This is a genomic window from Promicromonospora sp. NPDC052451, assembly GCF_044547525.1.
Classification (GTDB): domain Bacteria; phylum Actinomycetota; class Actinomycetes; order Actinomycetales; family Cellulomonadaceae; genus Promicromonospora.
The window spans coordinates 1-25,734 of sequence record NZ_JBIUAP010000014.1 but is presented as its reverse complement, the minus strand read 5'-3'; the positions used below and the strand labels follow the sequence as shown (position 1 = coordinate 25,734).

21 protein-coding genes are annotated in these 25,734 nt (G+C 75.0%); 9 read left to right on the top strand and 12 right to left on the bottom strand.

Going from position 1 to position 25,734, the window contains the following annotated elements; genetic code table 11:
* The first annotated feature begins 63 nt into the window (after positions 1 to 63).
* Positions 64 to 750, top strand: a complete 687-nt coding sequence (locus ACIG47_RS21435) for an SIMPL domain-containing protein (RefSeq protein WP_397416209.1) — start codon at positions 64 to 66, stop codon at positions 748 to 750.
* On the opposite strand, the gene ACIG47_RS21430 is transcribed toward ACIG47_RS21435, so the two are convergent.
* Together ACIG47_RS21430 and ACIG47_RS21425 are read right to left on the bottom strand one after the other, a co-directional pair.
* Positions 720 to 1,838 carry a P1 family peptidase gene (locus ACIG47_RS21430; RefSeq protein ID WP_397433078.1) on the bottom strand — a complete coding sequence of 373 codons (1,119 nt, stop codon included), beginning with the start codon at positions 1,836 to 1,838 and terminating at the stop codon, positions 720 to 722. The two genes, ACIG47_RS21435 and ACIG47_RS21430, sit on opposite strands and share 31 nt — an antisense overlap.
* 29 nt (positions 1,839 to 1,867) lie before the next feature.
* Complete coding sequence (locus ACIG47_RS21425) at positions 1,868 to 1,990, bottom strand: hypothetical protein (protein WP_397433076.1); 123 nt, start codon at positions 1,988 to 1,990, stop codon at positions 1,868 to 1,870.
* On the opposite strand from ACIG47_RS21425, the gene ACIG47_RS21420 reads away from it, so the two are divergent.
* The gene (locus ACIG47_RS21420) at positions 1,971 to 2,411 is read left to right on the top strand and encodes a TIGR03668 family PPOX class F420-dependent oxidoreductase (RefSeq protein WP_397433074.1); all 441 of its coding nucleotides are present in this window, start codon (positions 1,971 to 1,973) and stop codon (positions 2,409 to 2,411) included. The genes ACIG47_RS21425 and ACIG47_RS21420 overlap by 20 nt on opposite strands.
* 41 nt (positions 2,412 to 2,452) lie before the next feature.
* Here ACIG47_RS21420 and ACIG47_RS21415 read toward each other — a convergent pair whose 3' ends face one another.
* The gene (locus tag ACIG47_RS21415) at positions 2,453 to 2,830 is read right to left on the bottom strand and encodes a VOC family protein (RefSeq protein WP_397433073.1); all 378 of its coding nucleotides are present in this window, start codon (positions 2,828 to 2,830) and stop codon (positions 2,453 to 2,455) included.
* 103 nt (positions 2,831 to 2,933) lie between these two features.
* Here ACIG47_RS21415 and ACIG47_RS21410 point away from each other — a divergent pair, with 103 nt between their 5' ends.
* Positions 2,934 to 3,662: a TetR/AcrR family transcriptional regulator gene (locus tag ACIG47_RS21410; RefSeq protein WP_397433072.1), complete on the top strand. Its 729-nt coding sequence runs from the start codon at positions 2,934 to 2,936 to the stop codon at positions 3,660 to 3,662.
* A 24-nt stretch (positions 3,663 to 3,686) separates the two neighbouring features.
* Here ACIG47_RS21410 and ACIG47_RS21405 read toward each other — a convergent pair whose 3' ends face one another.
* The 5 genes from ACIG47_RS21405 to ACIG47_RS21385 form a co-directional block, all read right to left on the bottom strand.
* The gene (locus tag ACIG47_RS21405) at positions 3,687 to 4,277 is read right to left on the bottom strand and encodes a 1-acyl-sn-glycerol-3-phosphate acyltransferase (RefSeq protein ID WP_397433071.1); all 591 of its coding nucleotides are present in this window, start codon (positions 4,275 to 4,277) and stop codon (positions 3,687 to 3,689) included.
* An 82-nt stretch (positions 4,278 to 4,359) separates the two neighbouring features.
* On the bottom strand, positions 4,360 to 5,643 hold the full coding sequence (locus ACIG47_RS21400) for an FAD-dependent monooxygenase (protein WP_397433070.1): 1,284 nt from the start codon (positions 5,641 to 5,643) through the stop codon (positions 4,360 to 4,362).
* Positions 5,644 to 5,730: 87 nt separating this feature from the next.
* Positions 5,731 to 6,111, bottom strand: coding sequence for a DUF1232 domain-containing protein (locus ACIG47_RS21395; protein ID WP_397433069.1), 381 nt, complete (start codon positions 6,109 to 6,111; stop codon positions 5,731 to 5,733).
* 71 nt (positions 6,112 to 6,182) lie between these two features.
* Positions 6,183 to 6,866, bottom strand: a complete 684-nt coding sequence (locus ACIG47_RS21390; RefSeq protein ID WP_397416226.1) for a YdcF family protein — start codon at positions 6,864 to 6,866, stop codon at positions 6,183 to 6,185.
* Positions 6,867 to 6,952: 86 nt separating this feature from the next.
* The gene (locus ACIG47_RS21385; protein ID WP_397433068.1) at positions 6,953 to 7,258 is read right to left on the bottom strand and encodes a helix-turn-helix domain-containing protein; all 306 of its coding nucleotides are present in this window, start codon (positions 7,256 to 7,258) and stop codon (positions 6,953 to 6,955) included.
* A gap of 179 nt (positions 7,259 to 7,437) precedes the next feature.
* Here ACIG47_RS21385 and ACIG47_RS21380 point away from each other — a divergent pair, with 179 nt between their 5' ends.
* The 3 genes from ACIG47_RS21380 to ACIG47_RS21370 are packed head-to-tail and all read left to right on the top strand — an operon-like array spanning position 7,438 to position 13,717.
* Positions 7,438 to 8,955, top strand: a complete 1,518-nt coding sequence (locus ACIG47_RS21380) for a DUF3375 domain-containing protein (protein ID WP_397433067.1) — start codon at positions 7,438 to 7,440, stop codon at positions 8,953 to 8,955.
* Positions 8,952 to 9,653, top strand: a complete 702-nt coding sequence (locus ACIG47_RS21375; RefSeq protein WP_397433066.1) for a DUF4194 domain-containing protein — start codon at positions 8,952 to 8,954, stop codon at positions 9,651 to 9,653. The genes ACIG47_RS21380 and ACIG47_RS21375 overlap by 4 nt, the downstream gene beginning before the upstream one ends.
* Positions 9,653 to 13,717, top strand: a complete 4,065-nt coding sequence (locus ACIG47_RS21370) for an ATP-binding protein (protein WP_397433065.1) — start codon at positions 9,653 to 9,655, stop codon at positions 13,715 to 13,717. Before ACIG47_RS21375 ends, ACIG47_RS21370 begins: the two co-directional genes overlap by 1 nt.
* Before the next feature lie 132 nt (positions 13,718 to 13,849).
* On the opposite strand, the gene cofE is transcribed toward ACIG47_RS21370, so the two are convergent.
* Positions 13,850 to 14,650, bottom strand: a complete 801-nt coding sequence (gene cofE, locus ACIG47_RS21365) for a coenzyme F420-0:L-glutamate ligase (protein WP_397433064.1) — start codon at positions 14,648 to 14,650, stop codon at positions 13,850 to 13,852.
* Positions 14,651 to 14,802: 152 nt separating this feature from the next.
* On the opposite strand from cofE, the gene ACIG47_RS21360 reads away from it, so the two are divergent.
* A complete protein-coding gene (locus ACIG47_RS21360; RefSeq protein WP_397433063.1) occupies positions 14,803 to 16,278 on the top strand; it encodes a serine/threonine-protein kinase in 1,476 nt (491 codons plus the stop codon).
* A gap of 18 nt (positions 16,279 to 16,296) precedes the next feature.
* On the opposite strand, the gene ACIG47_RS21355 is transcribed toward ACIG47_RS21360, so the two are convergent.
* The 3 genes from ACIG47_RS21355 to ACIG47_RS21345 form a co-directional block, all read right to left on the bottom strand.
* On the bottom strand, positions 16,297 to 17,289 hold the full coding sequence (locus ACIG47_RS21355) for a TIGR03557 family F420-dependent LLM class oxidoreductase (protein ID WP_397433062.1): 993 nt from the start codon (positions 17,287 to 17,289) through the stop codon (positions 16,297 to 16,299).
* Between the two features lie 108 nt (positions 17,290 to 17,397).
* Positions 17,398 to 18,273, bottom strand: a complete 876-nt coding sequence (locus tag ACIG47_RS21350; RefSeq protein WP_397433060.1) for a hypothetical protein — start codon at positions 18,271 to 18,273, stop codon at positions 17,398 to 17,400.
* Between the two features lie 10 nt (positions 18,274 to 18,283).
* Positions 18,284 to 19,006 (bottom strand): DUF6597 domain-containing transcriptional factor, encoded by a 723-nt coding sequence (locus ACIG47_RS21345; protein WP_397433059.1) that lies wholly within the window; start codon positions 19,004 to 19,006, stop codon positions 18,284 to 18,286.
* Positions 19,007 to 19,113: 107 nt separating this feature from the next.
* Between ACIG47_RS21345 and ACIG47_RS21340 the strand changes: the two genes are divergently transcribed.
* Together ACIG47_RS21340 and valS are read left to right on the top strand one after the other, a co-directional pair.
* Positions 19,114 to 22,719 (top strand): ATP-binding cassette domain-containing protein, encoded by a 3,606-nt coding sequence (locus tag ACIG47_RS21340; RefSeq protein ID WP_397433058.1) that lies wholly within the window; start codon positions 19,114 to 19,116, stop codon positions 22,717 to 22,719.
* A 109-nt stretch (positions 22,720 to 22,828) separates the two neighbouring features.
* Entirely contained in the window at positions 22,829 to 25,594 is a 2,766-nt protein-coding gene (valS, locus tag ACIG47_RS21335; protein ID WP_397433056.1) for a valine--tRNA ligase, read from the top strand.
* Positions 25,595 to 25,734: the final 140 nt, after the last annotated feature.

Sequence of the window (25,734 nt, the reverse complement as noted above, 5' to 3'; positions counted from 1 at the left end):
TACCCGGCCGTCCCCGGGCGTGCCGGGTGGCGCGGGGCCGGGCGCAGTCGGCAGACTCCCCACATGACTCGCATCGCCGTCGAAGGCCAGGCCACGCGCACGCACGCCGCCGAACGTGGCACCGTCCACCTGCACGTCGCGTTCTCCGGGACCCTCCGCAACGACGTGGTCGAGCAGGTGGCCCGCACCCACACCGTGCTCGTGGACCAGGCCAAGGCGCACGTCGCCGACGGCGTCGCGGAGCGGTGGGACTCGGAGTCGGTGCACTCCTACGTCTACGACGACCGGGTGCGCAGCTCGCAGTCGGGCGGCAAGCAGCGGGTCCGCCGGTTCCGCGCGTCGGCCCGCCTGTCCGTCACGTTCCGCGACTTCGAGATCCTGTCCACCTGGCTCGCTGACATCATGGACGTCGACGGCGTCGAGATCGACCGGCTCAGCTGGACGCTGACCGACGAGACGCGCAAGGCCCTGCTCGCCGAGGCCCGCATCGAGGCGGCCGAGGAGACGGCGCTGCGCGCGCAGGCGTACGCGGACGCGCTGGGCCTCGGCCCCGTCGCACCCGTCGCGATCTACGAGGCGGGCCTGCGCGGCGGCGGTGACGGCGGCGGCCACGTGCCCATGTACGCCATGCGGGCGGGCGCCATGGCCGAGCCCGGGGGCGGCGCGCACGTCGAGCTCCAGCCGCAGGACATCGACGTGGCGGTCACGCTGTCCGCGGACTACGAGGCAGGCCCCGCCGCCCAGGGCTGACCCGCCCGGCCGGCGGCGAGCACGCCCGCGTCGCGCAGCCGGCGCAGCACCAGCTCGTGGGGCACCGCGGTCGCCGTACCCCGGTGCCCCACGGTCGTGGTGGCCGTGAGCACCGAGTTCAGCAGCGCCTCCTCCACGGCGTCCATCGTGGCGGCGAACAGCGGGTCCAGGTCGCCGTCGGCCACCTCGGCCGCACGCGGCACCCCCTCGGCCGACGCCGCGCCCGGGGTGCTGAACGCGAGCGCGTAGTCGCCGCTGCCGCCGGTGAAGTCGGAACCCACCCGCCCCATGGCGAAGACGGCCCGGCGCGCGACGCGCCCGAGCTGCCGGGCGTCGAGGGGCGCGTCGGTCGCGACGACGATCATGCAGGAGTTGCCCTCCGGCTCCGGCCCTCCGGTGCCCGGCCGGTCCGTCCCGGCCGGCACAGCGCCGTCGTCGGCCGGGATCGGCACGCCGCGCACGGTGAGCGTCCCCGAGAAGTTGGACTGGACCAGCGCACCCACCGTCCAGTCGCCCACCAGGCGCGACGACGTGCCGATGCCGCCCTTGAACCCGAGCGCCATGGTGCCGGTCCCGGCACCGACGCATCCCTCGGCCACCGCGCCCGGGGTCGCGCCGTCGAGCGCGGCGAGCACGTGCGCCTCCGTGACGGGACGCGCGCGGATGTCACTGAGCCGCCCGTCGTTGGTCTCGCCCACCACGGGGTTGAGCGTACGGGTGGTCTCGTGACCGGGGCTCGCGAGCACGTAGGTGACCAGGGCGTCCGCGGCCCGGAACGCGCTGAGGGTCGCGGTGAGCAGGATCGGCGTCTCGAGGGCGCCGAGCTCCGCGACCTGCGTGGCCCCGATCAGCTTGCCGAACCCGTTCCCGACGAACAGCCCGCACGGCAGGCTGCAGCGGTCGGGGCCAAGGGCGTCGGGGACGATCGCGGTCACGCCGGTGTGCAGCCGCGGCGGGTCCACGATGGTGGTGTGCCCCACCCGCACCCCGGGCACGTCGGTCAGGGCGTTGTGCACCCCGGTGGGCAGGGCGCCCACGACGATCCCGAGGTCGCGGGTGCGTCGGGCGGTGAGCTCGTCGTCGGTCATGACACCAGGATCGCCGACGACGACGCCGGTCAGCTCACCGTGAGCTGCTCGTCCCCGAAGTCCGCGACCAGGTGCAGCATGCCGCCGAGTGCCGTGACGTACCGCCGCAGCCCCCGGCGCAGAATGGACCACGTGCGCCTCGACGTCGACACCTGCCGCGCCCGGTTCGGGGCGGCCCGGCACGCCTACCTCGCCACGGCCGGCGACGACGGCGTGCCGCACCTCGTGCCGGTGACGTTCGCGCTGATCAGCGAGCCGGGCGCTGACGGGCCGCGCGACGCCGTGGTCATCGCCGTCGACCACAAGCCGAAGACGACGCGGGACCTGCGGCGCCTGCGCAACGTCGCGGAGAACCCGCACGCCGGCCTCCTCGCCGACCGGTACGACGACGACTGGGCGCAGCTGTGGTGGGTGCGGGCGGACGGCCTCGCCGCCGTCGTGCACGACGGCGAGGCGCGCGCGGCGGCGCTGGACGCGCTCGCCGCGCGGTACCCGCAGTACCGCGAGCACCGGCCGGACGGCCCGGTGCTCCGGGTCCGGGTGACCCGGTGGTCCGGCTGGGCCCACGGCTGATCCGCCCGGCGAGGGGGCCTCGACGGGCGGAGCCGGTCAGGTCAGACCCACTGGACGAGCTGCCAGACGATCCCGTTCGGGTCCGCGAACTGGCAGTAGCGCTCGCCCCACGGCTCGGTCTCCGGTGGCGTGACGACCTCGGCCCCCGCCGCGGAGATGCGCGCGAACTCCGCGTCCAGGTCGTCCACGACGAACGCGATCAGCAGGCCCTGACCCGCCGGGCCGGCGATGCGCTCGGGCTTGAAGGTGCCGAGCCCGACCCGCAGGAACACGATGTTGACGCCGGCGGTCGGGTGGGTGAGCGAGACGAAGCCGTCGTCGGACATGGCCTCGGTGAACCCGAGGTGCCGCCGGGCGAACTCGGCGGAGGCCGCGACGTCGGGCACGTTGAGGGACAGGGCGGTGGCGGTGATGTTCACGCGGGCTCCTTGCAGGTCAGGGCATCGATCAGAACCTTGTACGGCGTACAACGTAAGATGGTTGCAGAATGTTCCCGGCCCGTCACCCGATTTCTGGAGACCCATGCCCCGCGAGCTGATCGACCTGCTCTGGCGCGACCACCCGGCCGCGCCGCAGGGCGGCGCACGCGGCCCGCGGTCCCGCGTCACCACGAGCGCGGTGGTCGACGCCGCCTGCGCCCTGGCCGACGCCGAGGGCCTCGCCGCCGTCTCGGTACGCCGCCTGGGCGAGGCGCTGGGCATCTCGACGATGTCGGTCTACACGCACGTCAACGGCCGCGACGACCTGCTGGTGCTGATGGCCGACACCACCTACGCGCGCATGGCGCGGCCCGACCACGGCGCCGCCGGCTGGCGGGACCGGGTGCGCCGGGTGGCCGGGGCGAACCTCGCCCTGCTGCTGGAGCACCCGTGGCTCCTGGAGATCGACGACGAGCGCACGGCGTTCGGCCCGGGCACCATCGCCAGGTACGACCACGAGCTGCACGCGCTGGACCCGCTCGGCCTGGACGACGTGGCCCGCGACGCGGCGCTCACCTTCGTGCTCGACTTCGTGCGCGGCGCCGCGCGGGCCAGGCGCCGGGCGCCGCAAGCCGACGAGATGCCGCAGGCGTGGGCCCGGTGGGCGGGCCGGCTCGCGGAGTACCTCGGGGACGCGCACCCGCTCGCGCAGCGGGTGGGCAGCGCCGCGGGCGAGGCGATGAACGCGCCGTCCAGCCCCGCCCACGCGTGGGAGTTCGGCCTGGCCCGCGTGCTCGACGCCCTGGGCGCCCTGGAGGAGCCGGACGCCTGAGCATCCACCCCGCCGCAGAGCACGTCAGGGCTGGTGGGGGTCCTCGTTACGCAGGCGCGGCTCCGTGCGGTTCTTCGGCTTCACGCCTGACTTGTCGGCGTAGAAGGCGCGGATCGCGTCCATGTCGGAACGGACGTCGCCCGTGAGCTCGATGCTCGGCCCGAGGCCCGCGACCTTGGCGACGCCGTCGACGTAACCGAGGGTCACGGGAAGGCCCGCCTTGAGCGCGATCCGGTAGAAGCCCGACTTCCAGTACCCGGACCCGGCGCCGCGCGTGCCCTCCGGCGTCACGACGAGATGGAACTCCTCGCCGCGCGCCACGGCGTCGAGGATCTCGTCCACGATGCTCGCCGGGTCCTTCCGGTCGACCGGGATGCCGCCGAGCGAGCGCATGACGGCGCCCATCGGCCCCTTGAACCAGGAGTCCTTGATGAGGAACCGGATCCTGAGGTCCATGTCGAACGCGATGGCCAGCATGAGGAAGAAGTCGGTGTTCGACGTGTGCGGGGCGCCGATGAAGACCGTGGGCCGGGTCGGGGCCGGTTCGGAGCGCATCCGGTAGCCGGTGACGGCCCAGATCAGTCGCGCGACGGCCCGGCGGATGGTGCGTGACATCGTCGTCCTCGAGTCGGGGGTGGATCGGTGGAGACCTGCGGAAAACAGGCAGAATCTCAATTCTGACAGACCCTGCGAGAGGTCAACGACCCGCCCGCGCCACCCGTTCCCGGCCCCGCAGCAGGGGCCGCAGGCTGCTCCCGGCCAGGCGCAGCAGCCCGCGCGAGCCGGCCGACTGCTCGTCGAACAGCATGAGCGCCACGTGCGCCATCGCCTCGTCCGACGCCGCCACCGCACGGGTCGCGATGCCCGCCCAGAGCCGGGAGCTCATGAGCCGCTGCGCCAGGTAGCACTCCCGGTAGTGCCGGGCGAACCGGCGCTGGTGCGCCCGCTCGAAGCCGGCCAGCGCAGCCGGCAGCCGCTCCCCGCGCCAGTCCTGGCCCGCGCGGTCGAGCGCCCCGAGGTGCTCCGCGAGCTGCACACCCGCCGCCATGCCGTAGAAGATGCCCTCGCCGCTCAGCGGGTTGATGGTCGCGGCGGCGTCACCGAGCAGCACCGCGGCGCGCCCCGGCGCCGTCATCGGGGTGCGGGCCGCGGCGTGCGGCAGCTGGTGCGTCGCGATCCGCTCCAGCCCGGACACCTCGAACCCGCGCCGGCGCAGGTCCTCGACGTACAGGTCGAACAGGTCGCGCAGGGTGCGGCCGTGCCGCTCGGTCTGCCGCCGCAGGTGCTCCACCGGGAGGCCGACGCCGATGTTGGCACCGTCGCCGGGCAGCGGGAAGACCCAGCCGTAGACCGGCAGGAGGGACTCGAGGAAGTCGAACCGCAGCGTGTCGCTCACCGGCTTCTCCGGGTGCGTCACCGTGCCGTAGGCGCGCATCGCGACGTGCGTGTGCCGCATCGGGGGACGCTCGACGCCGAGGGTCCGCCGCACCGCGGAGTAGGCGCCGTCCGCCCCGATCACCAGGTCGAACGTCGTGTCGCCGTCGGGCAGCGGGACCTGCTCCGCACCCGTCACCGGCGTCATGCCAGGGAACGCGACACCCTCGCGGACCTCCGCGCCCGCGTCGCGGGCCGCCCCCAGCAGCAGGTCGTCCAGCACCAGCCGCGGCGTGACGTACCCGGCCAGGTCGTGACCGTCCATGAACGGGCCGCGCGCGAACGCCTCCACACCGCCCGGACCGCTGATGGCCACGGACATCGGCATGTGGAAGCGGTCCAGCAGGCCCGACAGGCCCAGCCCGTCGAGCACGCGCCGCGCACCCGGGCCGAGGCCGTCGCCGCAGGTCTTGTCGCGCGGGAACGTCGCCTTGTCGATCACCGTGACGTGCGCGCCGGGCAGCTCGCGCCGCAGGGCCACCGCGGTCGCGGCCCCGGTGGGACCACCGCCCACGACCAGGATCCGGGGTGCGTTGTCGCCGACCACGCCGTCGACCCTAGTCCCGCGCCCGCCGCCGGGCCAGGGCGGGCACGGTGCCGGCCGGCCGGGCGACCGGCAGCTCGGCGGGCCGGCTCAGCGCCGTGACCTGCGGTCGGTGACGTCCTCGGCCGTCCCCGGGATCGTCTTTCCCGACGGCGCGGGGCCCGGGCGCCGGGCGTCCGACGACGTGCTGCCCGGCGCCGCGCCGTCCGCCGGGGCGTTGCCGCCCTGGGGGGCCGTGCCGGTCGCGCCCGGGTCCGTGCGGTGCCTGCGGAAGCGCTGCACCGCCTTGAAGAGCGTGACCCCGGCGATGACGATCGCGATCGCGTCGTCACCCAGGCCGAGCGGCCCCAGCACACCCTCCGACAGCAGGTCGATCGGGCTCGCCACGTACCCCGCGCCCGCGATGAACGTGAGGATCTCCTGCCAGGTGAACTTCCTGGGATCCTTGCCCCGCTTGTTTTCCTCGCCCATGCCCCGGAACGTAACGGAGAACGGGGCGACTCGCCAGGGATGTACGAATCATCCGGTTCGTGACGTCCGACTCAGACGTCGATCGGGCGCCTGTCCTCCACGAGACGCGACGTGTACCCCGCGCCCACCAGCCGGTCGAACGACCCCAGCACCTCGTCCGGCACGTCCTCCTCGTGCGCGATGAAGCCGAGCTCGGCGTAGAGGGTGAGCCGCTGCGTCTCGCCGACGAGCATGTCGACCACGCGGTCGGCGTCACCGATGGTCTCGACGTACGCGTCGAGCCCGAGGGGCCGCGAGACGCACAGCACGTCGACCTCCGGCCAGACCACCCGGCACGTCGCGAACGCACGCCGCTGCTGGTACGGGTGGGAGACGAGGAGCACGGAGGACGGCTCGATGTCGTGCTCCGCGAGCACCTTGCGGCTGTACTCCAGGTTCTCGCTGGTGTTCGTGGCCGCCGGCTCCACGAGCACCGCGCCGGCGGGCACGCCACGGGCCACCGCGTGGTCGCGGTAGCCGAAGGCCTCCCCCTCCGGGAAGGCGTCGACCGTGGTGGGCGCGTTCGCCCCGGTGAAGACGATCTGCTGGAACAGACCCTCGAGGTAGAGGTCGGCGGTGTAGTCGGCGACCCCCAGGTCGTGACCGCCCAGGCCGATGCAGACGTCGACGGCGCGCGGCTCGTGCCGCAGGTCGTGGAACGCCCACAGCGTCTCTACGTCCTCCCGCACCGCGGCGGGGATCATGACGTTCGGCATATGACGACCATATTGCTCGGTGGAACGACGGGCACGACGAGACCTCCCCTACGGAGACAAGGTAGCGGACCTGGACGAAACCGCCCCTACCGGCCGGATTCGTCCGCAGCCGCCTCCTCGTCCTTCCCGGCAGCGACCACGTGGTCCTCGAGCTTGCCCGTGAAGAGGTCGTAGTACTGCACGTGCAGGTGGTACCCGGCGCCGAGGGCGATGCGGCGGATCATCCCCAGCGTGGGCTCGACCTGCCCGGACTCGATACGGCTGATCGTGGACGTGGGGACGCCCGCCAGCACCGCCAGGGAACTCATGCTGAGCTTTCGCTCGGCACGGATCCTGACAACGATCTGGGCTGCGGTCGTGAGCAAGGCGCCCTCCCGTCGACGCTCGGACATCAAGAACGTGCCATGACGCACGACAGGGCTCGCCGGAAAGTGAAGATCTGTTTTCCGGCAAGCCCTGTGCGTCCGACTCTATACGTCTATTCCCGTCGCGGCTCATCGACAGCGGCCCGAGTCGCATGTTTCGTGCGGGGGTGCCGTACCGACACGTTCGCCTACTACTCTCAGCGCCCATGGGTACTGCGAGCTCACCGGGCGACGACCCCGCGCCCCGGCAGGCCGCCGCGCACGGGACGGGGCGCCGCGGTCAGGCGGCACGCGCCGTCCGCGCCCTCCTCCAGGAGCACCCCGCGTGGGTGCTCCTGCGGTCCAGGAACGCCGCGGCAGCCGTCGTCCTGCTGGACCGCAACCTCGGCGCCACCCGCCGCCGGCTGCCCGTGGAGCAGCTCGCCGACCGTGTCGACGACGACCTGCCCGAGCTCCGGCGTGCCGGGTTCGAGCTGCCCTACTCCGGCTGGTTCTACGTGTCCGAGTGGATCGACGAGGGTGTGCTGGTACGCCGCCGCGGCCCGCAGGGCCCGGGCGACGCCGGCACCGAGACCATCGAGCTGTCCGACGGCGCCCTGCTCGCCATCCGCTTCGTCTCCCGGCTGAGCAGGCCCCATCCCGCCGTCACCCCCTCCCGGCTCGGCGCGGTGCTGGGCGGCCTGCACGCCCTGGCCGACGAGGCCGACCCCGACCCCGAGGCACGCCTCGCCTCCCTGCTGGAGCAGCGCGCCGAGCTCGACGCACGGATCGAGCGCGCCCGCCGCGGCGACTCGGTGCCCCTGCCGCCGGCCGACGCCGCCGAGCGCGCCCGTGAGCTGCTCGCGCTCGCCGGTGACATCCCCGCCGACCTGGCCCGGGTCCGCACCGAGCTGGAACGCACCGACCGCGAGCTGCGCCGCCGGCTGCTGGAGTCCGACGGCTCGCGGGACGCGTTCCTGGACGACATCTACCGCGGCGTCGACCACCTCGCCGAGTCCGAGGCGGGCCGCGGCCTGGTCGCCTTCCGCGACCTGCTGCGCCAGGCCGAGCACACGGCGCAGGACGACGTCGGGCGCGTGCTCGACACGGTCCACCTGGCACCCGCCGAGGCGTCGGCCCTGCGCCGGCTGCTGCCCACGCTCCAGGACGCCGCCGACGAGCTCACCGACACCATGGCGAACCTGCGCCGCGCGCTCCAGCGGATGGTGCGCTCCGGCGAGCTCCCGGCGGAACGCGCGCTGCGGCGCCTGCTCGGCGAGGCGCAGGACGCCGCCCTCGCCGCCGCGGCCGACGTCGCACCCGGCACCGAGATGCGCCTCACGCTGCCGCTGGGCAGCGTCGCGCCGCGGTCCGTGGGCGGGCTCGCCCCGCACAACCCCGGGGTCGAGGACGCCGAGGCACCACAGGCCGCGCCCGCGCCACCACCCCGTGCCGTCTCGCTCTCCGCGCTGCGCGCCATGGCCCGCGACTCCGAGATCGACGTCGACGAGCTGCGCGGGCACGTGAACGACGTGATCGACCGGGCGGAGCGCGCCACCGTCGCCTCGGTGCTGGCCGCGCACCCGGCCACCCAGGGCGCGGCGAGCGTGGTCGGGCTGCTCACGCTCGCCGAGGAGCACGGCACGACCACGGGCGGCACCGAGGACGTGAGCTGGCGGTCCGCGCGCGGCGTCACCCGCCGGACCGTCCTTCCCCAGCACCAGTTCGAGGAGCGTGTCCCGTGACAGAACCCGACCTGCCCGGACCCGCCCGGGCCGACCTCCGCGCGGCACGCCCGGGCCGGCCGGCCGGCACGACGTCGTCCGCGCCGCCGGCCGGTCGCACCGGCCGGGAGCCCGACGACCCGGGGACGGCGGGCCGCCTGTGGCCCGACGACCACGGCACCCTGCCCGCTCCTGCCCGCCGCGCGCTGGCGCGGCTCGTGCGCGGTCCCTACCTCGCGGCCGAGAACGACCCCGACACGTGGCGCGCGCTGCTGACCAACGAGGACGTGGTCCGCGAGCGCCTCGCCGACCAGTACCTCGACCTGGTGGTGGACGCCGACGCGCAGGTCGCGTTCGTGCGCGACGTGCCGGCGCCGGACGCCCCGCGCGTGGTGCGCGAGGTGGCCCTCACGTTCCTGGACACGGCGCTCCTGCTGCACCTGCGCGGTCTGCTGCTGGACTCGCCGGACGGCCGGGTGGCGATCAGCCGGGACGAGGCCGCCGACCACCTGGGCGCGTACCGGCGGCGTGGGGGTGCCTCCCCGATGGACTTCTCCCGGCAGCTTGACGCGACGTGGGCGCGGCTGGTCGAGTCGGGCATGCTGGAGCCGCTCGGCGGCGACCGCGCGGCCGTCTCGCCGGTGCTGCGGACCGTGTTCGGCGCGGACCAGGTGGCGGCCCTGAGCACCGAGTACGCCCGACTGGCGAAGGAGAGCTGATGACGTCGCCGCATCCCGGACAGTGGCGCCTGGCGCGCATCGAGCTGGTGAACTGGGGCACGTTCTCCGGGCACCACGTGGTGCCGGTGCCGCGCGAGGGCTTTCTCCTGACGGGCCACTCGGGCTCGGGCAAGTCGTCGGTGGTCGACGCCGTGGCCGCCGTCCTGACGCCGCCGGAGCACCTGCGGTTCAACGCCGCCGCGGCGGGCACCGGCGCCACGGAGCGCGAAGCGGGCGACCGCGACGTCGTCTCGTACGTACGTGGCGCGTGGCGGCACCGGACGGACGAGAGCACCGGCGAGGTGGTACCCGACCACCTGCGCCCGGGGGCCACGTGGTCGGGTGTGCTGCTGCGCTACTCCTCGGGGACGGACGCGCCCGGCTCCGTGGTGACGCTGGTGCGCCTGTTCCACCTGACGCGCGGCTCGTCGACGCCGTCCACGCTGCACGTGGTCGTGCCGGGCGAGGCCGGCCTGCTGGACTTCGAGCGGTACGTCCGCTCCGGCCCCGACGTCGCCGGGGTGACCGCGGCATGGCCGGGGGCGACGGTGAGCGAACGGCACGGACCGTTCGCAGCGGCGTTCACGCAGGCGCTGGGCATCGGCTCCGAACAGGCGCTGGTGCTGCTGCACCGGACGCAGTCGGCGAAGAACCTGGGCAGCCTGGACGACCTGTTCCGGGGGCACATGCTGGACGAGCCCGGCACGTTCGGCCTGGCGGCCGAGGCCGTGGAGCAGTTCGCGGACGTGGCGCGCGCGTACGCCGACATCGAGACGTCGCGCCGCCAGATCGAGCACCTGAGCCGCCTGGCGGCCCTGACCAAGGCGTACGACGAGGGGTCGGCGGCCGGGGTGCGCGCCGCGACGCTGCGCGGGTCGCTGGAGACGTTCAAGGACGCCTGGAAGCTGGACCTGGCCCACGGCGCGCTGGCCGAGGCGAAGGCGGCCGAGGAGCGCGCGCAGCACCACCGCAAGGCCGCGGACACCGAGGTCGAGGTGGCCGCCAACACGCACCAGCAGGCGGTGAACGTGCTGGGCGCCCGCGGCGGGCAGGCGCTGGCCACGCAGGCCGACCGGCTGCAGCGGGCGGGCGAGATCGCGGCGCTGGTCCGCACGCGACGCGGAGAGCTGGCCACGGACCTGGAGTCCGTCGGCATGACCATGCCCGAGACGTTCGCCGAGTTCGCGGCGCTCAAGGAGAAGGCCCGGTGGGAGCTGGGCGGCACGCGCCCGCCGGCCACGGGGACGGTGCCGACGCTGACGGGCGCGGTGCCCGCCGTCACGACGGGCGCGACCCCTGCGGTGGCCACGGGGGCCACGCCCACGGTCGGTACCGGCGCCACCCCGGCGGTGACGGGAGCCGTCGCCACCGTGAGCCGGCAGCGGGCGCCCGAGGCGCTCGACGCGGGCATCCGGGAGGCGCTGGCCGCACGCTCCGCCGTCGGGCTGCGGCACGAGGCCGTGGCGCAGCGGATCCAGGCGGTGCGGCAGACCCAGACGAACGTGCCGGCGGAGCTGGCCGCCGCGCGGCGGGCCGTGGCCGATCAGGCGGGCCTCGACGTCTCCGCGCTGCCGTTCGCGGCCGAGCTGCTGCGCGTGCGGGAGGAGGACGAGCAGTGGCGCCCCGTGATCGAGGCCGTGCTTCGGCCGTTGGCCACGCTCGTCCTGGTGGCCCCGGCCCACCGGGCCGCCGTGGCCGGCGCCGTCGCGGCGGGACCCGGCCTGCGCTACCGCGTGGTCGGTGTGCGCAACGACGCACCCCGGTCCGCCGACGACGCCTCGCTGGTGCACAAGGTCGAGGTGGCCGACGGCCCGATGGCGGGCTGGCTGCACCGGCGCCTGTCCGAGCAGTACGACTACCTGTGCGTCGACGACCCCTCGGGGCTCGACCTGCACGAGCGTGCCGTGACCCGGGACGGCCTGGTCAAGCACGGACCCGAGGAGATCGAGCAGCCGGAGCTGCCCGGGGTGGAGGACTGGGCGCTCGGCTGGGACGCCGACGACCGGCTCGACCAGCTCCTGGAGCTCGCCCGCGAGACCCAGGCGCGCCTCGCGCAGGCCGACGCCGCGGTGGCCGACGCCGTCGCCGAGCAGCGGGAGGCCGTGCGACGTCAGCTCACGCTGCGGCACGTGGCCCGGCGCGAGTGGCGCGAGGTGGACATCGAGACCGCCGAGGCCGACCTGACCGACGCGCAGGCGTCGTTCGACCGGCTGCTCGACGGCACGATGGACCTGCTCCAGGCCTCGCAGGACGTCGCGGCGGCGGAGACCCGGCTGGACCAGGCACGGGCGGCCGCCGCCGAGGCCGCCGACGCCCTCGCCGAGGCCCGCGCCCACCGCCGGTCCCTGGAGCGCGTGGTGGCGGAGCTCGGGGACGCCCCGACCACCGCGATCCCGCTCGCGCACCGTGAGGAGCTCGAGAAGCGCTACGCGGCCGTGCGCCAGACGGTGACGCACGAGGTGATCGACGACGTCTCCCTGTCGGTGTCCCGCACGCTGGACGCGGAGCGGGAGGCCGGGCTGCGCTCGTCGGCCGCGGCCGAGCGGGAGATCGTCGGGCTGCTGTCGGAGTTCCGCCGCCGCTGGCCCGCCATCACCCGCGACCTCACCGCGCAGGTGGGTGACCGTTCGCGGTACCTCGAGGTGCTCGAACGCATCCGCACCTCCCGGCTGCCCGAGCAGGAGGCGCGGTTCGCCGACCTGCTCACCGACCAGGCCCGCCGCGCGCTGCGCAAGCTCGCGGCGGAGATCCGGCAGGCGCCCGCCACCATCCGCGAGCGGATCGTCGGCGTCAACGCCTCGCTGCGCCGCTCCCCGTTCGACACGGACCGGTACCTGGAGATCCGGGTCAAGGAGCGCCGGCCCGCGGCCGTCGAGGAGTTCCTGGCCACTCTCGACACGCTCACCGCGGAGGCCGAGCCCGAGTACGAGGTGCTGGAGCGCCTGGTCCGGCGGCTCGGGTCGAGCGACCCCGCCGACCGCGCCTGGCGCGCGCTGTGCCTCGACACCCGCCGGCACGTGCACTTCACGGGTGTCGAGGTCACGGCCGGCGGCATCGCCCTGGCCGTGCACGACTCGTCCGCCGGCCTGTCGGGCGGGCAACGCCAGAAGCTCGTGGTGTTCTGCCTGGCCGCGGCGCTGCGCTACCAGCTCGCCGGGGCATCCGACTCGGCCGCGCCCGCCTACGGCTCGATCCTGCTGGACGAGGCGTTCGACAAGGCCGACACGGCGTTCACCCGCACCGCCATGGACACGTTCGCGGCGTTCGGGTTCCACATGATCCTGGCCACGCCGCTCAAGCTGCTCCAGACCCTGGAGGACCACGTGGGCGGCATCGGCCTGGCCACGTGCCGCGAGATGCGCGAGTCGCGCGTGGACGTGGTGCTGCTGGAGACGCCGCTGCCGGACGTCGAGCCGGTCCCCTCGGCGACCCGGGGCGGGTCGGGCGGAGGGGCTGGTGTCGCGGGCGGTGGTGTGCCCGGCGGTGGCGCCCCGACAGCCGGCGTCGCGGGGGCCGGGACCGGTTCGGGGTCCGGCGTCGGGCCGGAGGCTTCGGGAGCGGGCTCCGTGCCCGCATCCGCGGAGGCCGCAGCGGCCACCCCGGCGCGCGGGCTCCCGGCCGTCCCGCCCCCGCCTCCCCCACCCCCACCGGCGCCCGGGCCTGACGGCACGTCCGTGCCACGGCCGGAACCGCTGTCCGTACCGGCACCACGACGGGCTCCGGCCAACCCGGGGTCGTCAGCGGCCGCACCCGGTGCGGCACCGGCGCACGGGCCGGCCACCCCGGTCTCGGCCCCCGGACCGGTTGGCCCGACGTCGGTCTCCGCGCCGTCGGCTCTGTCAGCCGGGCCCACGCCAGCCGGGCCCGCGCCGGCCACCCCCGGGTCGGCCACCCCCGCGCCGGCTGACCCGGCGTCGGCGTCCGTCACCGACGCGAACCCCGCGCCGGTGACGGAGACCGGGGCCGGCGGTGAGCCGGAACCCGACTGGTCCGTCACGGTCACGCCGTCGGACCCGGACGGCCCGCCCGCACCCCGCATGATGTCGCGCCGCCCGACCCTCTGACGCAAGGCCGGGTCAACGCACCAGCCGTCCGGCTCGCCCCATCGGCGAGCCGGGTCGGACGGCTGGCCGGACCGGGCAGCTCGCACGCCGCCGGACGCGCCAGACCACCCGGACCGCAAGACCGCCGGGACGTCAGCCGCCGGCCCGGTCGTCGGTCCGGGCGGCCCGCCCGTCCGCCACCCCGCGGGCGTAGGCCTCCGCCGACCCCTCGCGGAACAGGTCGTCGGCGCTGCCGCGCACCAGCACGCGCGCGCCGGGGCCGTCGTCGTCGGTCACGTGGTGCGCCATGCCGCGCACGACGGCGATCGCGCGCCCGCTCGCCTTGCCGCGGACCAGCTCCGACGCGGCGGCGATCTCGTCGACGACGGCGGTGACGGTCACGTTCAGCGGGCGACCGTGGCTGTCGGTGCTGCCGCGCAGGTCGTCGGTGGGCGCGATCCCCGCGCAGCCGATGGCGATGTCCACTAGCGCGTCGCGCCAGGGGCGTCCGGCCGTGTCGGTGACGACCACGCCGAGGCGCCGCAGGCCGAGCCGCTGGACGAGGGCCGCCCGGATGGTCCGGGCCGAGGCGTCCGGGTCCACGGGGAGCAGCAGCACCGTGCCCTCCGGGGTGTTGCTCGCGTCCACCCCTGCCGCGGCCATCACGAGGCCGAGCTTGTTCTCCACGATCCGCAGCGGGGCCTGCCCGGGCCGTTCGCGCCGGGCCACCACCCGCACGGTCTCGGCGGTGATGGCCGCCTCCCGGTCGTCGGCGGCGACCACCCGGCCTTCCGCCTTGGACACGATCTTGGAGGTCACGACGACGACGTCGCCGTCGCGCGGCCGGTCCTGGTCGTCGAGGCCGGCGAGGAGGCCGGCGACGAGTGCGCCGAGGTCGTCGCCGGGCCGGATCTCGGGCAGGCCGTCGGGGGCCCAGACACTGAGTCGTTCCACGGGACCATCCTCACACCAGCGACGGCGGGGACCGGTGCGATATCGTTCCCGGGCAAAAGCCGAATATGTCCGGTTCGCGGGATCTCTCGCGTCGACCGTGACCGACAGGGGGAACGTTCGTGGTGCAGGATCCGCCCCGGCGGACCTCGTCGATGCCCGAGCCCGCGGCGCTCCGGTCCGGCGAGCCACGCACGATCGGCCCGTTCCGTGTCCGGGCCCGCCTGGGCAGCGGTGGTATGGGCGACGTCTACCTCGGCACCGGCCGGCGCGGCCGGCAGGTCGCCATCAAGCTGATCCGGGGCGCCGCCCTGCACGACGACGAGTTCCGCGCCCGCTTCCGGCGCGAGGTGCGCGCTGTCGGCACGGTCCGCAGCCGGCACATCGCCAACCTGGTGGACGCCGACCCCAACGCCGAGCTGCCGTGGCTCGCCACCGAGTACGTCCCCGGGCCGACGCTCTCCCAGTCGCTCGCCGCGGACGGTCCCCTCGCCGAGGCCGCGGTCCTGGAGCTGGTCCGCGGCGTGGCCGAGGCGCTGCTGGCGATCCACCGCGCGAACCTGGTGCACCGTGACGTCAAGCCGGGCAACGTGATCCTCGGCCCCGACGGGCCGCGGCTGATCGACCTGGGCGTGGTCGCCACGACCGACGCGACGCGGGTGACGATGACCGGGCAACCCGTCGGCACCCCCATGTACATGGCCCCCGAGCAGGCGGCGGGCGATCGCGCGACGTCGGCCGCCGACGTCTGGGCGCTGGGCGCGCTGGCGTACTACGCGGCGACGGGCCACCACCTCTACGAGGGTGACCACCCCGCCGTGGTCCTGTACCGCGTGTCGGCGCAGGACCCGTCGTACGACGACGCGCCCGGGTACCTCCGCCCGTTCCTCGACGCGTGCCTGGTCCGCGAGCCGGAGCGCCGGACGTCGCTGGACGCGATCCTGCGCTCGCTCGGGGTGCCCGACCAGTCGGCCCTGGCCACCCTGCCCGTGCTGGGACCCGGCCTCCTGCCGTCCACGCGGCGGGACGGCCCGCGGTGCCGTCCCCGGTGGTCGCGCGTCGCACTGACCGCCGGGGCCGTGACGGCGGTGCTCCTGGGCGGGACCGTCGCCGGCGTCTGGTACTCGCTGGCCGACGACGTGCACGACGGCCCGGGCACGACCGTGACCGACGACGCCGCGCCACCCCCGCAGAGCACGTCGCCCCTGCCGTCGCAGCAGCCCGTGCCGGGCGGCGAGAGCGTGGCGATCGCCGACGGGAGCCTGGACCACCCGTGGCCGCAGGGTCACACCCTGCGGCTCGGCGACGGCTCGTGCTGGGTCGCGGGCGTGGCCGGGGTGCGGGTCCGGCAGGTCACGCTCTCGGTCGCGTGCGACCGGACCGGCTCGGACAGGTGGGGCCATCCTGCGCCGCACGAGTGGTTGCGCGTCGGCGCGGTCGGGCTGGACGGGACCGTCGCGGAGGCCGTCGCCGGGAACGCGACGGCCCAGGACACGTTCTGGACGCGCGGTCCGCTGGCGGACCGGTCAGCCGTCGCGGTCACCGTCACGCTGCCCGACGTCGGGCCGCTCGCCGCCGTCGAGCTGCGGCACAAGGACGGCTACGGCGGGTACTGGTCCGCCACGGTGTGACCGTGCGGCGAGGCCAGCTCACCGCACCAGCTTGGGCAGCACCTCGCGGCCGAACGTCTCGATCCACTCGCGCTGGTTGCGCCCGACGTTGTGCAGGTAGATGCGGTCGAAGCCCAGGTCCACGTAGCGCTGGAGCGAGGCCCGGTGCTCGTCCGGGTCGGCCGACACCAGCACCCGCCCCTCGAAGTCCTCAGGGCGCACCATGCGGGCGAGCTGAGCGAAGTCGTGCGGCGACCGGATGTCGGACCGCGGGAACCGCATGCCGCCCACCGGCCACTCCGTCAGCGCGTTGGCGACGGCCTCCTCGTGCGTGGGTGCCCAGGACAGGTGGAGCTGGAGCGCCTTGGGCATCCGCGCCGGGTCACGGCCCGCCTCGCGGGCGCCGTCGGCGAACCGGCTGAGCAGGGTGGACATCCGTTCCGGCGGCGCGGCCTGCGTGATCAGCCCGTCCGCCGTCCGCCCGGCGCGACGGGCCGTGACCGGGCCCGCCGTGGCGACGAGGATCTCGGGGGCGGCGTCCGGCATGGTCCACAGGCGCGTCGACTCCAGCTTGAAGTAGGTGCCCGCGTGCTTCACGTCCCGCCCGGCCAGCGAGCCGGTGAACAGCTTCCGGATGATCTCGACGGCCTCGAACATGCGGTTGATGCGTTCCGCTGCCTCGGGCCAGTAACCGCCCACGACGTGCTCGTTGAGGGCCTCCCCCGAGCCCACGCCGAGCCAGTGCCGGCCCGGGTTCATCGCCGCCAGGGTCGCCGACGCCTGGGCCACCACGGCGGGGTGCCAGCGGAACGTCGGCGCCGTCACGGGCCCGAGGTCGCCCGTCGTGTGCTCGGCCGCCGCGGCCAGCACGTTCCACACGAAGCCCGCCTGACCCTGCTGCGGGGTCCAGGGCTGGAAGTGGTCGGCGGCCATGACGCCGGAGAAGCCGTGCGCCTCCGCGAACGCCGCCAGCTCGACCGCCTCGCGCGGCGCGAACTGCTCCAGCATCGCGGCATACCCGATGTTCACCACACGCCCAGCCTATGCGGCACCCCGGGCGCCCCGGCCTCGGGCTGCGCACCGGACACCGCCGTGTCGGGCGCCCAGGTCACGCCCGTGACCCGGGCGTCCGGCACGGGGTCACAGCCGGCCGTGCAGCCGGAGCGTCTGCAGGGCACCGAGCGTGACGATGCCGCGCCACTCCACGGACTGCCCCGGTGACCAGTGCAGGAAGTCGAAGTCCCAGCCGCCGTCGGCGAGCTGTTCCCTCTCGATCCGCTCCAGCTCCCCGGCGATCTGCTCCTCGGTGAACAGGGCACGGCTGGGTGTGCCGGGGCGGGGCGAGATGATCAGCGGCGTGAGCTGCTCGTCGTCCTGCCCGCCCTCCACGGGGATCGTCCCGTCCTCGCGCAGGGCCGGGCGCAGCCGCTCGACGGCGGCCGCGGCCCGGTCCGGCTCGGGCACGGCGTCCAGGAAGTCGACGGCGAACTTGACCGTGTAGCCGCCCACCGGTGCGTCGCCGTCGAGCTGCCCCCAGCACCACGCCGTGGCCGCGTCGAGCCACTCGTGCTCCACCCCCAGCTCCCAGAGGTGCGCGGCGACGGCGAACGTCAGCATGCCGCCGTCGTTCGGTCGCATCCACGGCGCCGCGGGATAGGCGGCGGCGGTCGGCAGCACGTGCGGCACGCGGCCGTCCGCGAGCGCGACGCCGGCCAGCCAGTCCGCGGTCTCGGTGGCCAGGCGTGCCACCTCGGGGTCAGCGGCGACGCCGAGCTCGGCCAGCACCGCCAGCGCGGACATCGCGCCGGAGACCTGGCTGTCGGGCCCCCGCAGATCGGGTTCGAGGGCGTGGCCCCAGCCGCCGTCGTCGTTCCGGTAGGGGCGTAGGGCGTCCAGGACAGGGGTGGCAGGCGCGCCGTCGAACAGCGTGGCGAGACGGTGCCGCTCCAGGAGCCGGGCGTCCGCATAGACGAACCGCCGGGCCGCGTCGATGTCGATCGTCGTCGGTGTGCTCATGGTGCCGACGCTAGGCGGCGGTCAGCACGGCGTCTTCCAGGAATCGGACCGCCGTGAAGCCTGTCAGGCGACGCACCTCGTCGCTCATGTGCGCCTGACTGGCGTATCCGGCCGCGAGCGCCCGCTCCGCCAGGGGCGCCGGCCCGCCGCCGATCAGCCGGCGCAGGCGGGCCACCCGCCCGAGCGTCTTGGGTCCGTACCCGACGGCGTCCACGGTGCGGCGGTGCAGGTGCCGCTCGCTGACCCCGAGGTCGGCGGCGACGCCGGAGATGCGCGCGCCGGGCAGCCCGAGCCGGCGTGCGGCGGCCGCGACCAGGCCGTCCCGTTCCGCCCTGCGCCGCAGCACCGCGCGTGCGAGCAGGTCGAGCCGGCCGGCGGGGTCCGCCGCGTCGAGCGCCTCGGCGAGTGCCGCACCGGCGCCGGGCCAGACCTGGGCGAGCGGGACGCGCTGGTCACGCACCTCCGACGCCGGGATGCCGAGGACGGCGCCTGCCGCTCCGGGCCGGAGCCGGATGCCACTGGTGCGCGACGCCGCCCGGTCGGCGGCCGCGGCGACGACGACGGGACCGGTGTCGGCGCCGACGACCACCAGCTCGCCGTCGAGCCGGACCAGGTCCACGCAGCCGTCCGGGATGACGCGCTGCTCGTGGCCCGGCGGCACGTCGTGCTCCCAGAGGCAGGCCACGACCGGCAGGAGGCCAGCCGGCGGCGCGAGCTCACGGTATGCGGTCATGGCAACCACGCTACGCGGGACCACCGACACCCCGGGTGGTGCCCGGCGGCGAGGTACGGATCCTGCGGGCCGGGGTGAATGTCAGTGGCGGGTGGCAAGGTCGTGCCATGCCCCGCCTCCCGGCTCGTCCGAGCCGCCGAACCCGCCTGCCTCGCGACCGGCGCCACGCACCGTGGCGCCGGCGTGCGCTGCGGGTCGCCGCCGTCGCGGTCCCGGCCGCGCTGCTGGCGGCCGGGGCCTCGGCGTACGCGGCGGTGGTCACGGGGCGCATGGCGGCGGACCCGGCGCGGGACACCCTGATCGTCCTCGCGGTGGTCAGCGCGGCCGTCGTCGTGCTGGACGCGGTGACGTGGCTGGTGGTGCAGCGGGCCGCGGCCCGCGCCGAGGCCACGCTGCGCACCGACCTCGCCGCGGCTGCCCTGGGACAGCCCCTGCCCGCGCTGGAGGAGCAGGCGGTGGGCGAGCTCCTGGACCGGGTCAACGGCGATCCCGAGCGGCTGACCCGGGCGATCAGCGGGATCGGCATCACGCTCGGCCAGGCAGGCATCAGCCTCGTGGTCGGCTGGGTCACCGCGGGCCTCGTCTGGTGGCCGGCGTGGATCGCGTTCCCTCTAATCGCGGCGCTGGTGCTGCTGCTCGCCCGGCGTTCGGCACGGCCTCTGCGAGAGCTGAGCCGCCGCAGCTCGGAGGCCGGCTCCGACCACATGGCGCAGTTCGAGGAGGCGGTGGCCGCGCGGGACGACCTGCGCACGGCCCACGGCCAGCGGTACGTGCTGCGCCGGTACGCCGAGCTGGCCGCCCGCCAGATCAGGTTGCGGGAGGAGTGGTCGGTCACGTTCTCCCGGGTGCGGCTGCGCACGGAGCTGCCGCTCGACGCCCTGGTGGGAGCGGTGCTCGTGGGCGGGGTGTGGGCGGTCTCCGGGGGTGCGCTCGACATCGCCCGCCTGGTCACGCTGTGGCTGCTGGTCACGGGGTTCGTGGGCCGGGTGGACGTCCTGGGCCGGCTCCTGCCGCGCGTCGAGGAGGCGATCGGCACCTTCCAGCGGGTCCGCGACCTCCTGGCCGCACCGCAGGAGCCGTCGGGTGGTGCGGGGTTCCCCGTCCGGGAGGGCGGGGTCGACGTGGAGCTGCGCGACCTGACCTTCGCGTACGGCGAGGGCTTCACGCTCGGTCCGTTGAACCTGACCGTCCCGGCAGGTACCACCTGCGCCCTGGTCGGCCGCACGGGGTCGGGCAAGACCACGCTGACCAAGACGCTGAGCCGCGCTGTCGAGCCGCCCGCCGGGACAGTGCTGCTGCACGGTCAGGACGTCACGGGCCTCGACCTGGGCGAGCTGCGTACCCGTGTGGGGGTCGTCGGGCAGCGCACCGAGATACTGGCCGCGACGCTCTCCGACAACATCACGCTCTGGGGCCCCGTCCCGCCGGAACGGGTCGAGCGGGCGATGCAGGCGCTCGGGCTGGCCGCATGGGTGGCGTCGCTCCCCGACGGCCTGGACACCCGCCTGGGGCCTGACGGCGTCACCCTGTCCGCCGGCGAGGAACAGCTCGTCGCCTTCGCCCGGCTCCTGGTGCGCGACGTCGAGGTGGTCGTGCTCGACGAGGCCACCGCACGCATGGACCCGGCGACGGCGGAACGGGTCACCCTGGCGTCACGGGCGCTCCTGTCCGGGCGCACGGCGATCGTCGTGGCGCACCGGCTGACCACCGCACGGCACGCCGACGCCGTGGCGGTGCTCGACGCCGGCCGGCTCGTGGAGCACGGACCCTGGGACACGCTGGCGGCCTCCGGCGGCGCCTTCGCACGGTTGCTGACGGCGGCGGGGACCGGCGGGGGCGGAGCAGCAGACGACACGGCGACGGACGACACAACGGCGAACACGGCGGCGAGGGGCACGGGTCCGGCACCCGCCGTGCCCCTGCGCTCGGTCCAGGACATGCCGCCGGAGGGGCCGGCGCCAGCGGCCGCCGACCGTGCACCGACCCGCACGCCCCGGGAGCGGTCGGACCTCCCCCGCCGTCCGCTGGGCCGCGCCGTGTGGAGCACGTTGCGCGCGCGGCCGTCCGGCCTGCTGCTCCCTGCCGTGGTGTGGGAGCTGACGGACTACCTCACCTCGACCGGCCTGGTCGTCGGGTGGCTGTGGGCGGCCCTCGTGGTCGACCTCGAGCAGGGCTCCGCGCCCTGGCTGCTGGCGTGCGCCGTCCTCGCGGCGGTCCTGGCCAACACGCTGCTGCCCTGGACCGTCCGGCTGACGAGCGCCCGGTGGTGGGCCGACTCACGGCTGAGGCTGCGGCTGTCCCTCTTGCGGGGGCAGACGGCCCAGCGGCGCACCGTCCGCGACGCTCCCGGCGAGATCGCCGCGCGCGCCCAGGAGGAGTACCGCCTGACGGGCCACACCCAGGCCTGGCGGGAGCTGCTCACGGCGCCGTTCACGCTGGCCCTGCTCGTCGTGCTCAGCGACAGCCTGCTGGCCGGGGCGATCGGGCTGGCCATGGCGGCCGTGATGTTCGCCGCCCAGGTCCTGGGCAGCCGCTACGTCGCGGCCGCGGCCCGGCAGGCGGGCGACGCTGCCGCCGAGCTCGGCCGGCTGCTGGGATCGGCCCTGGACGCCGTGCGCACCGTCAAGCTCACGGCGGCCACGGACGGCGTACTCGGTCAGGTGGCCCGCGTGGACGGCCGGCGCGTGGAGTCGTCGCTGCGCGAGGAACGGACCGGATTCCTCGTCGGGCTGGCCCCGTCCGTGCTGAGCCGGGCCGCCACCGTCCTGGCGTGGACGCTGCACCTGGGCGGTACGTGGTCCCTGGCCACGACGCTCCTGGTCAGCACGTCGATCGGAACGTTCAGCTGGATCGGGTACGGGCTGGGTCAGCTCGTCACGAGCGGTGCGGCCGCACGCCGCTGGGTGGACGTCACGGCCCGGTACGCCGGCACGGCACGCCTCGCGGACGTACCCGGCGACGTCGACCTGTTCACCGGCACCGTCGTGCCGGGCGGCACGCACCCCGCCCCCGTGCCCGACTGCGCCGCTCCCCTGCACGAGCTGCGCCTCCACGACGTGAGCGCCGTCCACGACGACGGCACGGTGGGCGTGCGCGGCGTGGACCTGACCGTGCGCCGCGGCGAGCTGGTGCTGGTGGTCGGGCACGTCGGCTCGGGCAAGTCGTCGCTGCTGGGGGCGCTGTCCGGTCTGGTCGACGTCGACGGCCGGGTGACCTGGAACGGCGCCCTCGTGGACGACCCGGAGACGTTCCTGCGCCCGCCCCGGGTGGCGCACGTCGCGCAGGTGCCGCACGTCGTCTCCGGCACGCTGGCGGACAACGTGCGGCTCGACCACGACCGGCCCGTCGACGGCCCGCTCCGGTCGGCGGGACTCGGCCGGGACGTCGCCGAGGCGGGCGGCACCGGGACCGTCGTGGGGCACCGCGGCCTGCGGCTCTCGGGCGGTCAGGTGCAGCGCCTCGGGCTCGCGCGGGCGCTGGCCACCGGCTCCGACCTGCTGCTCGTGGACGACGTCTCCTCGGCCCTCGACGCCGTCACGGAGGCCGAGGTGTGGTCCGGCCTGCGCCGGGCCGGCGCCACGGTGCTGGGCACGACGTCACGCACGGCGACCCTCGCCGCGGCCGACCGGGTCGTGGTGGTCGACGGCGGCCGGATGGTCGCTGTCGGGCCATGGGCCGACCTGTCTCCGCGGTGGTCGCACCTGGCCGGCTGAGCGAGCGCCCGAGCCCGGTCGAGAAGGTCTGCGCGGGCCCCCGTCCGCCCCCGCCTGACCTGTGGACGACGTGCCGCTCGGCTTGCTCGGATCTGGGACACTGGTGCGCATGAGCATTCCCGCCTCCTCCGGGCCGACGGACCCGGCTGCGACCACACCCGCACCCGACACGACACCGACCCACGCCGCCGCCGCGGTACCGGGCACCGACGTCGTACGCGCGGTGGTCAAGGCGGTACCGGACAAGGTCAGCACGGACGGCCTGGAGACGAAGTTCGACGAGCGGTGGAGCGCCGAGCGCACCTTCGCGTTCGACCGCACCAGGACCCGGGACGAGATCTACTCGATCGACACCCCGCCGCCCACGGCGTCCGGCTCCCTGCACGTGGGACACGTGTTCAGCTACACGCACACCGACATCGTGGCGCGCTACAAGCGCATGCGCGGGCTCGAGGTCTTCTACCCCATGGGCTGGGACGACAACGGCCTGCCGACCGAGCGCCGCGTGCAGAACTACTACGGCGTGCGCGTGGACCTGTCGCTGCCGTACGACCCGGACTTCACGCCGCCGTTCGAGGGCACGGACAAGAACGTCAAGGCCGCGGACCAGGTGCCGGTGAGCCGGCGCAACTTCGTCGAGCTGTGCGAGCGTCTGACGGCCGAGGACGAGAAGCAGTTCGAGGAGCTGTGGCGGCGCCTCGGCATCTCGGTGGACTGGGCCCAGACGTACCAGACCATCGGTGACTCCTCCCGTGCCACCGCGCAGCGGGCGTTCGTGCGCAACCTCCAGCGTGGCGAGGCCTACCAGGCCGAGGCCCCCGGCCTGTGGGACGTCACGTTCCAGACCGCGGTGGCGCAGGCCGAGCTGGAGGCACGCGACTACCCGGGCCACTTCCACCGGGTCGCGTTCCACAAGCCCGACGGCGAGCCCGTCTACATCGAGACCACGCGGCCGGAGCTCATTCCCGCGGCCGTCGCCCTCATCGCCCACCCGGACGACGAGCGCTACCAGCACCTGTTCGGCATCACGGTGACCTCGCCGCTGTTCGGCGTCGAGATCCCGGTGCTCGCGCACCACCTGGCGGAGCCCGACAAGGGCGCCGGCATCGCGATGTGCTGCACCTTCGGTGACCTGACCGACGTCCAGTGGTGGCGCGAGCTGCAGCTCCCGACGCGGTCGATCATCAACCGCGACGGCCGCATCACGCGCGAGGTGCCGGAGTGGCTCGCGGAGGGTCCCGGCGTCGAGCTGTTCGAGGCCGAGGTGGCCGGCAAGACCACGTTCAGCGCCCGCAAGGCGATCGTCGAGGCCCTTGCCGCCTCGGGCGACATGCCGACCGAGCCGGTCGCCACGCAGCGCAAGGCGAACTTCTTCGAGAAGGGCGACAAGCCCCTCGAGATCGTGACCTCGCGCCAGTGGTACATCCGCAACGGCGGCCGCGACGAGGCGCTCCGCGAGGAGCTGCTGGGCCGCGGCAAGGAGCTCGACTTCCACCCCGACTTCATGCGGGTGCGGTACGAGAACTGGGTCAACGGCCTCAACGGCGACTGGCTGGTCAGCCGCCAGCGGTTCTTCGGCGTCGCGATCCCGCTGTGGTACCCGGTCACCGCGAACGGTGAGGTCGACTACGACCACCCGATCGTGCCCGCCGAGGAGACCCTCCCGGTCGACCCGACGTCGCAGGCGCCCGCCGGGTACACCGAGGAGCAGCGCGGCCAGGCCGGGGGCTTCGTCGGCGACGCCGACGTCATGGACACCTGGGCCACGTCCTCCCTGACGCCGCAGATCGTGTCGGGCTGGGAGCGTGACAACGACCTCTTCGAGCGCGTCTACCCGATGGACCTGCGCCCGCAGGGGCAGGACATCATCCGCACCTGGCTGTTCTCCACCGTGGTGCGCTCGCACCTGGAGAACAAGGTGCTGCCCTGGAAGAACGCGACCATCAGCGGCTGGATCCTCGACCCGGACCGCAAGAAGATGTCGAAGTCCAAGGGCAACGTGGTCACGCCCATGGACCTGCTCGTGGAGCACGGCTCCGACGCGGTGCGCTACTGGGCGGCCTCGGCACGCCTGGGCACCGACGCGGCGTTCGAGGTCGGTCAGATGAAGATCGGTCGCCGCCTGGCGATCAAGGTCCTCAACGCCTCGAAGTTCGCGCTGTCGTTCGGCGGCGGCGCGGGCAGCGAGATCGCGCTCGACCCGGCGGCGGTCACGGTCTCCCTGGACCGCTCGATGCTCGCGGGTCTGGCCGGCGTGGTCGAGCAGGCCACGGCCGCGCTCGAGACCTACGACCACACCCGGGCGCTGGAGCTCACGGAGACGTTCTTCTGGACGTTCTGCGACGACTACCTCGAGCTCGTCAAGGACCGCGCGTACGGCGCGGGCGCGGACGCAGCGGAGGTCTCCGCCGAGACGACGTCGGCCCGCACGGCGCTGGCGATCGCGCTCGACACCATGCTGCGTCTGCTGGCGCCGTACCTCCCGTTCGCCACGGAGGAGGTCTGGTCCTGGTGGCGCGAGGGTTCGGTGCACCGCGCCCCGTGGCCCGTGGCCGAGCCGCTGCGTGCGGCGGGCGGCGACGCCGACCCGGCCGACCTCGCCGCGGCCGGGCACGCCCTCGCGGCGCTGCGCAAGGTGAAGTCCGAGGCCAAGGCATCCATGCGCACGCCGATCGTGGCCGCGTCGCTGGCCGTGCCGGCCGCGTCGCTGGCCGCCGTCGAGACGGCGGTCGAGGACGTCAAGGCTGCGGGACGCGTCACCGGCCCGCTCGAGCTGGTGACCGCGACGGAGGGCCAGGGCGACCCGGCCGTCCAGGGTGGCATGGTCGTGACCTCCAGCGAGCTGGGCGAGGCGCCGCCCCGCAACAAGGGCTGATCCCCACGCGGCACCAGACGGTGCCGAAGGAGAACGGTGGGGGGGGGGGGGGGGGGGGGGGGGGGGGGGGGGGGGGGGGGGGGGCGGGGCGGGGGGGGGGGGGGGGGGGGGGGGGGGGGGGGGGGGGGGGGGGGGGGGGG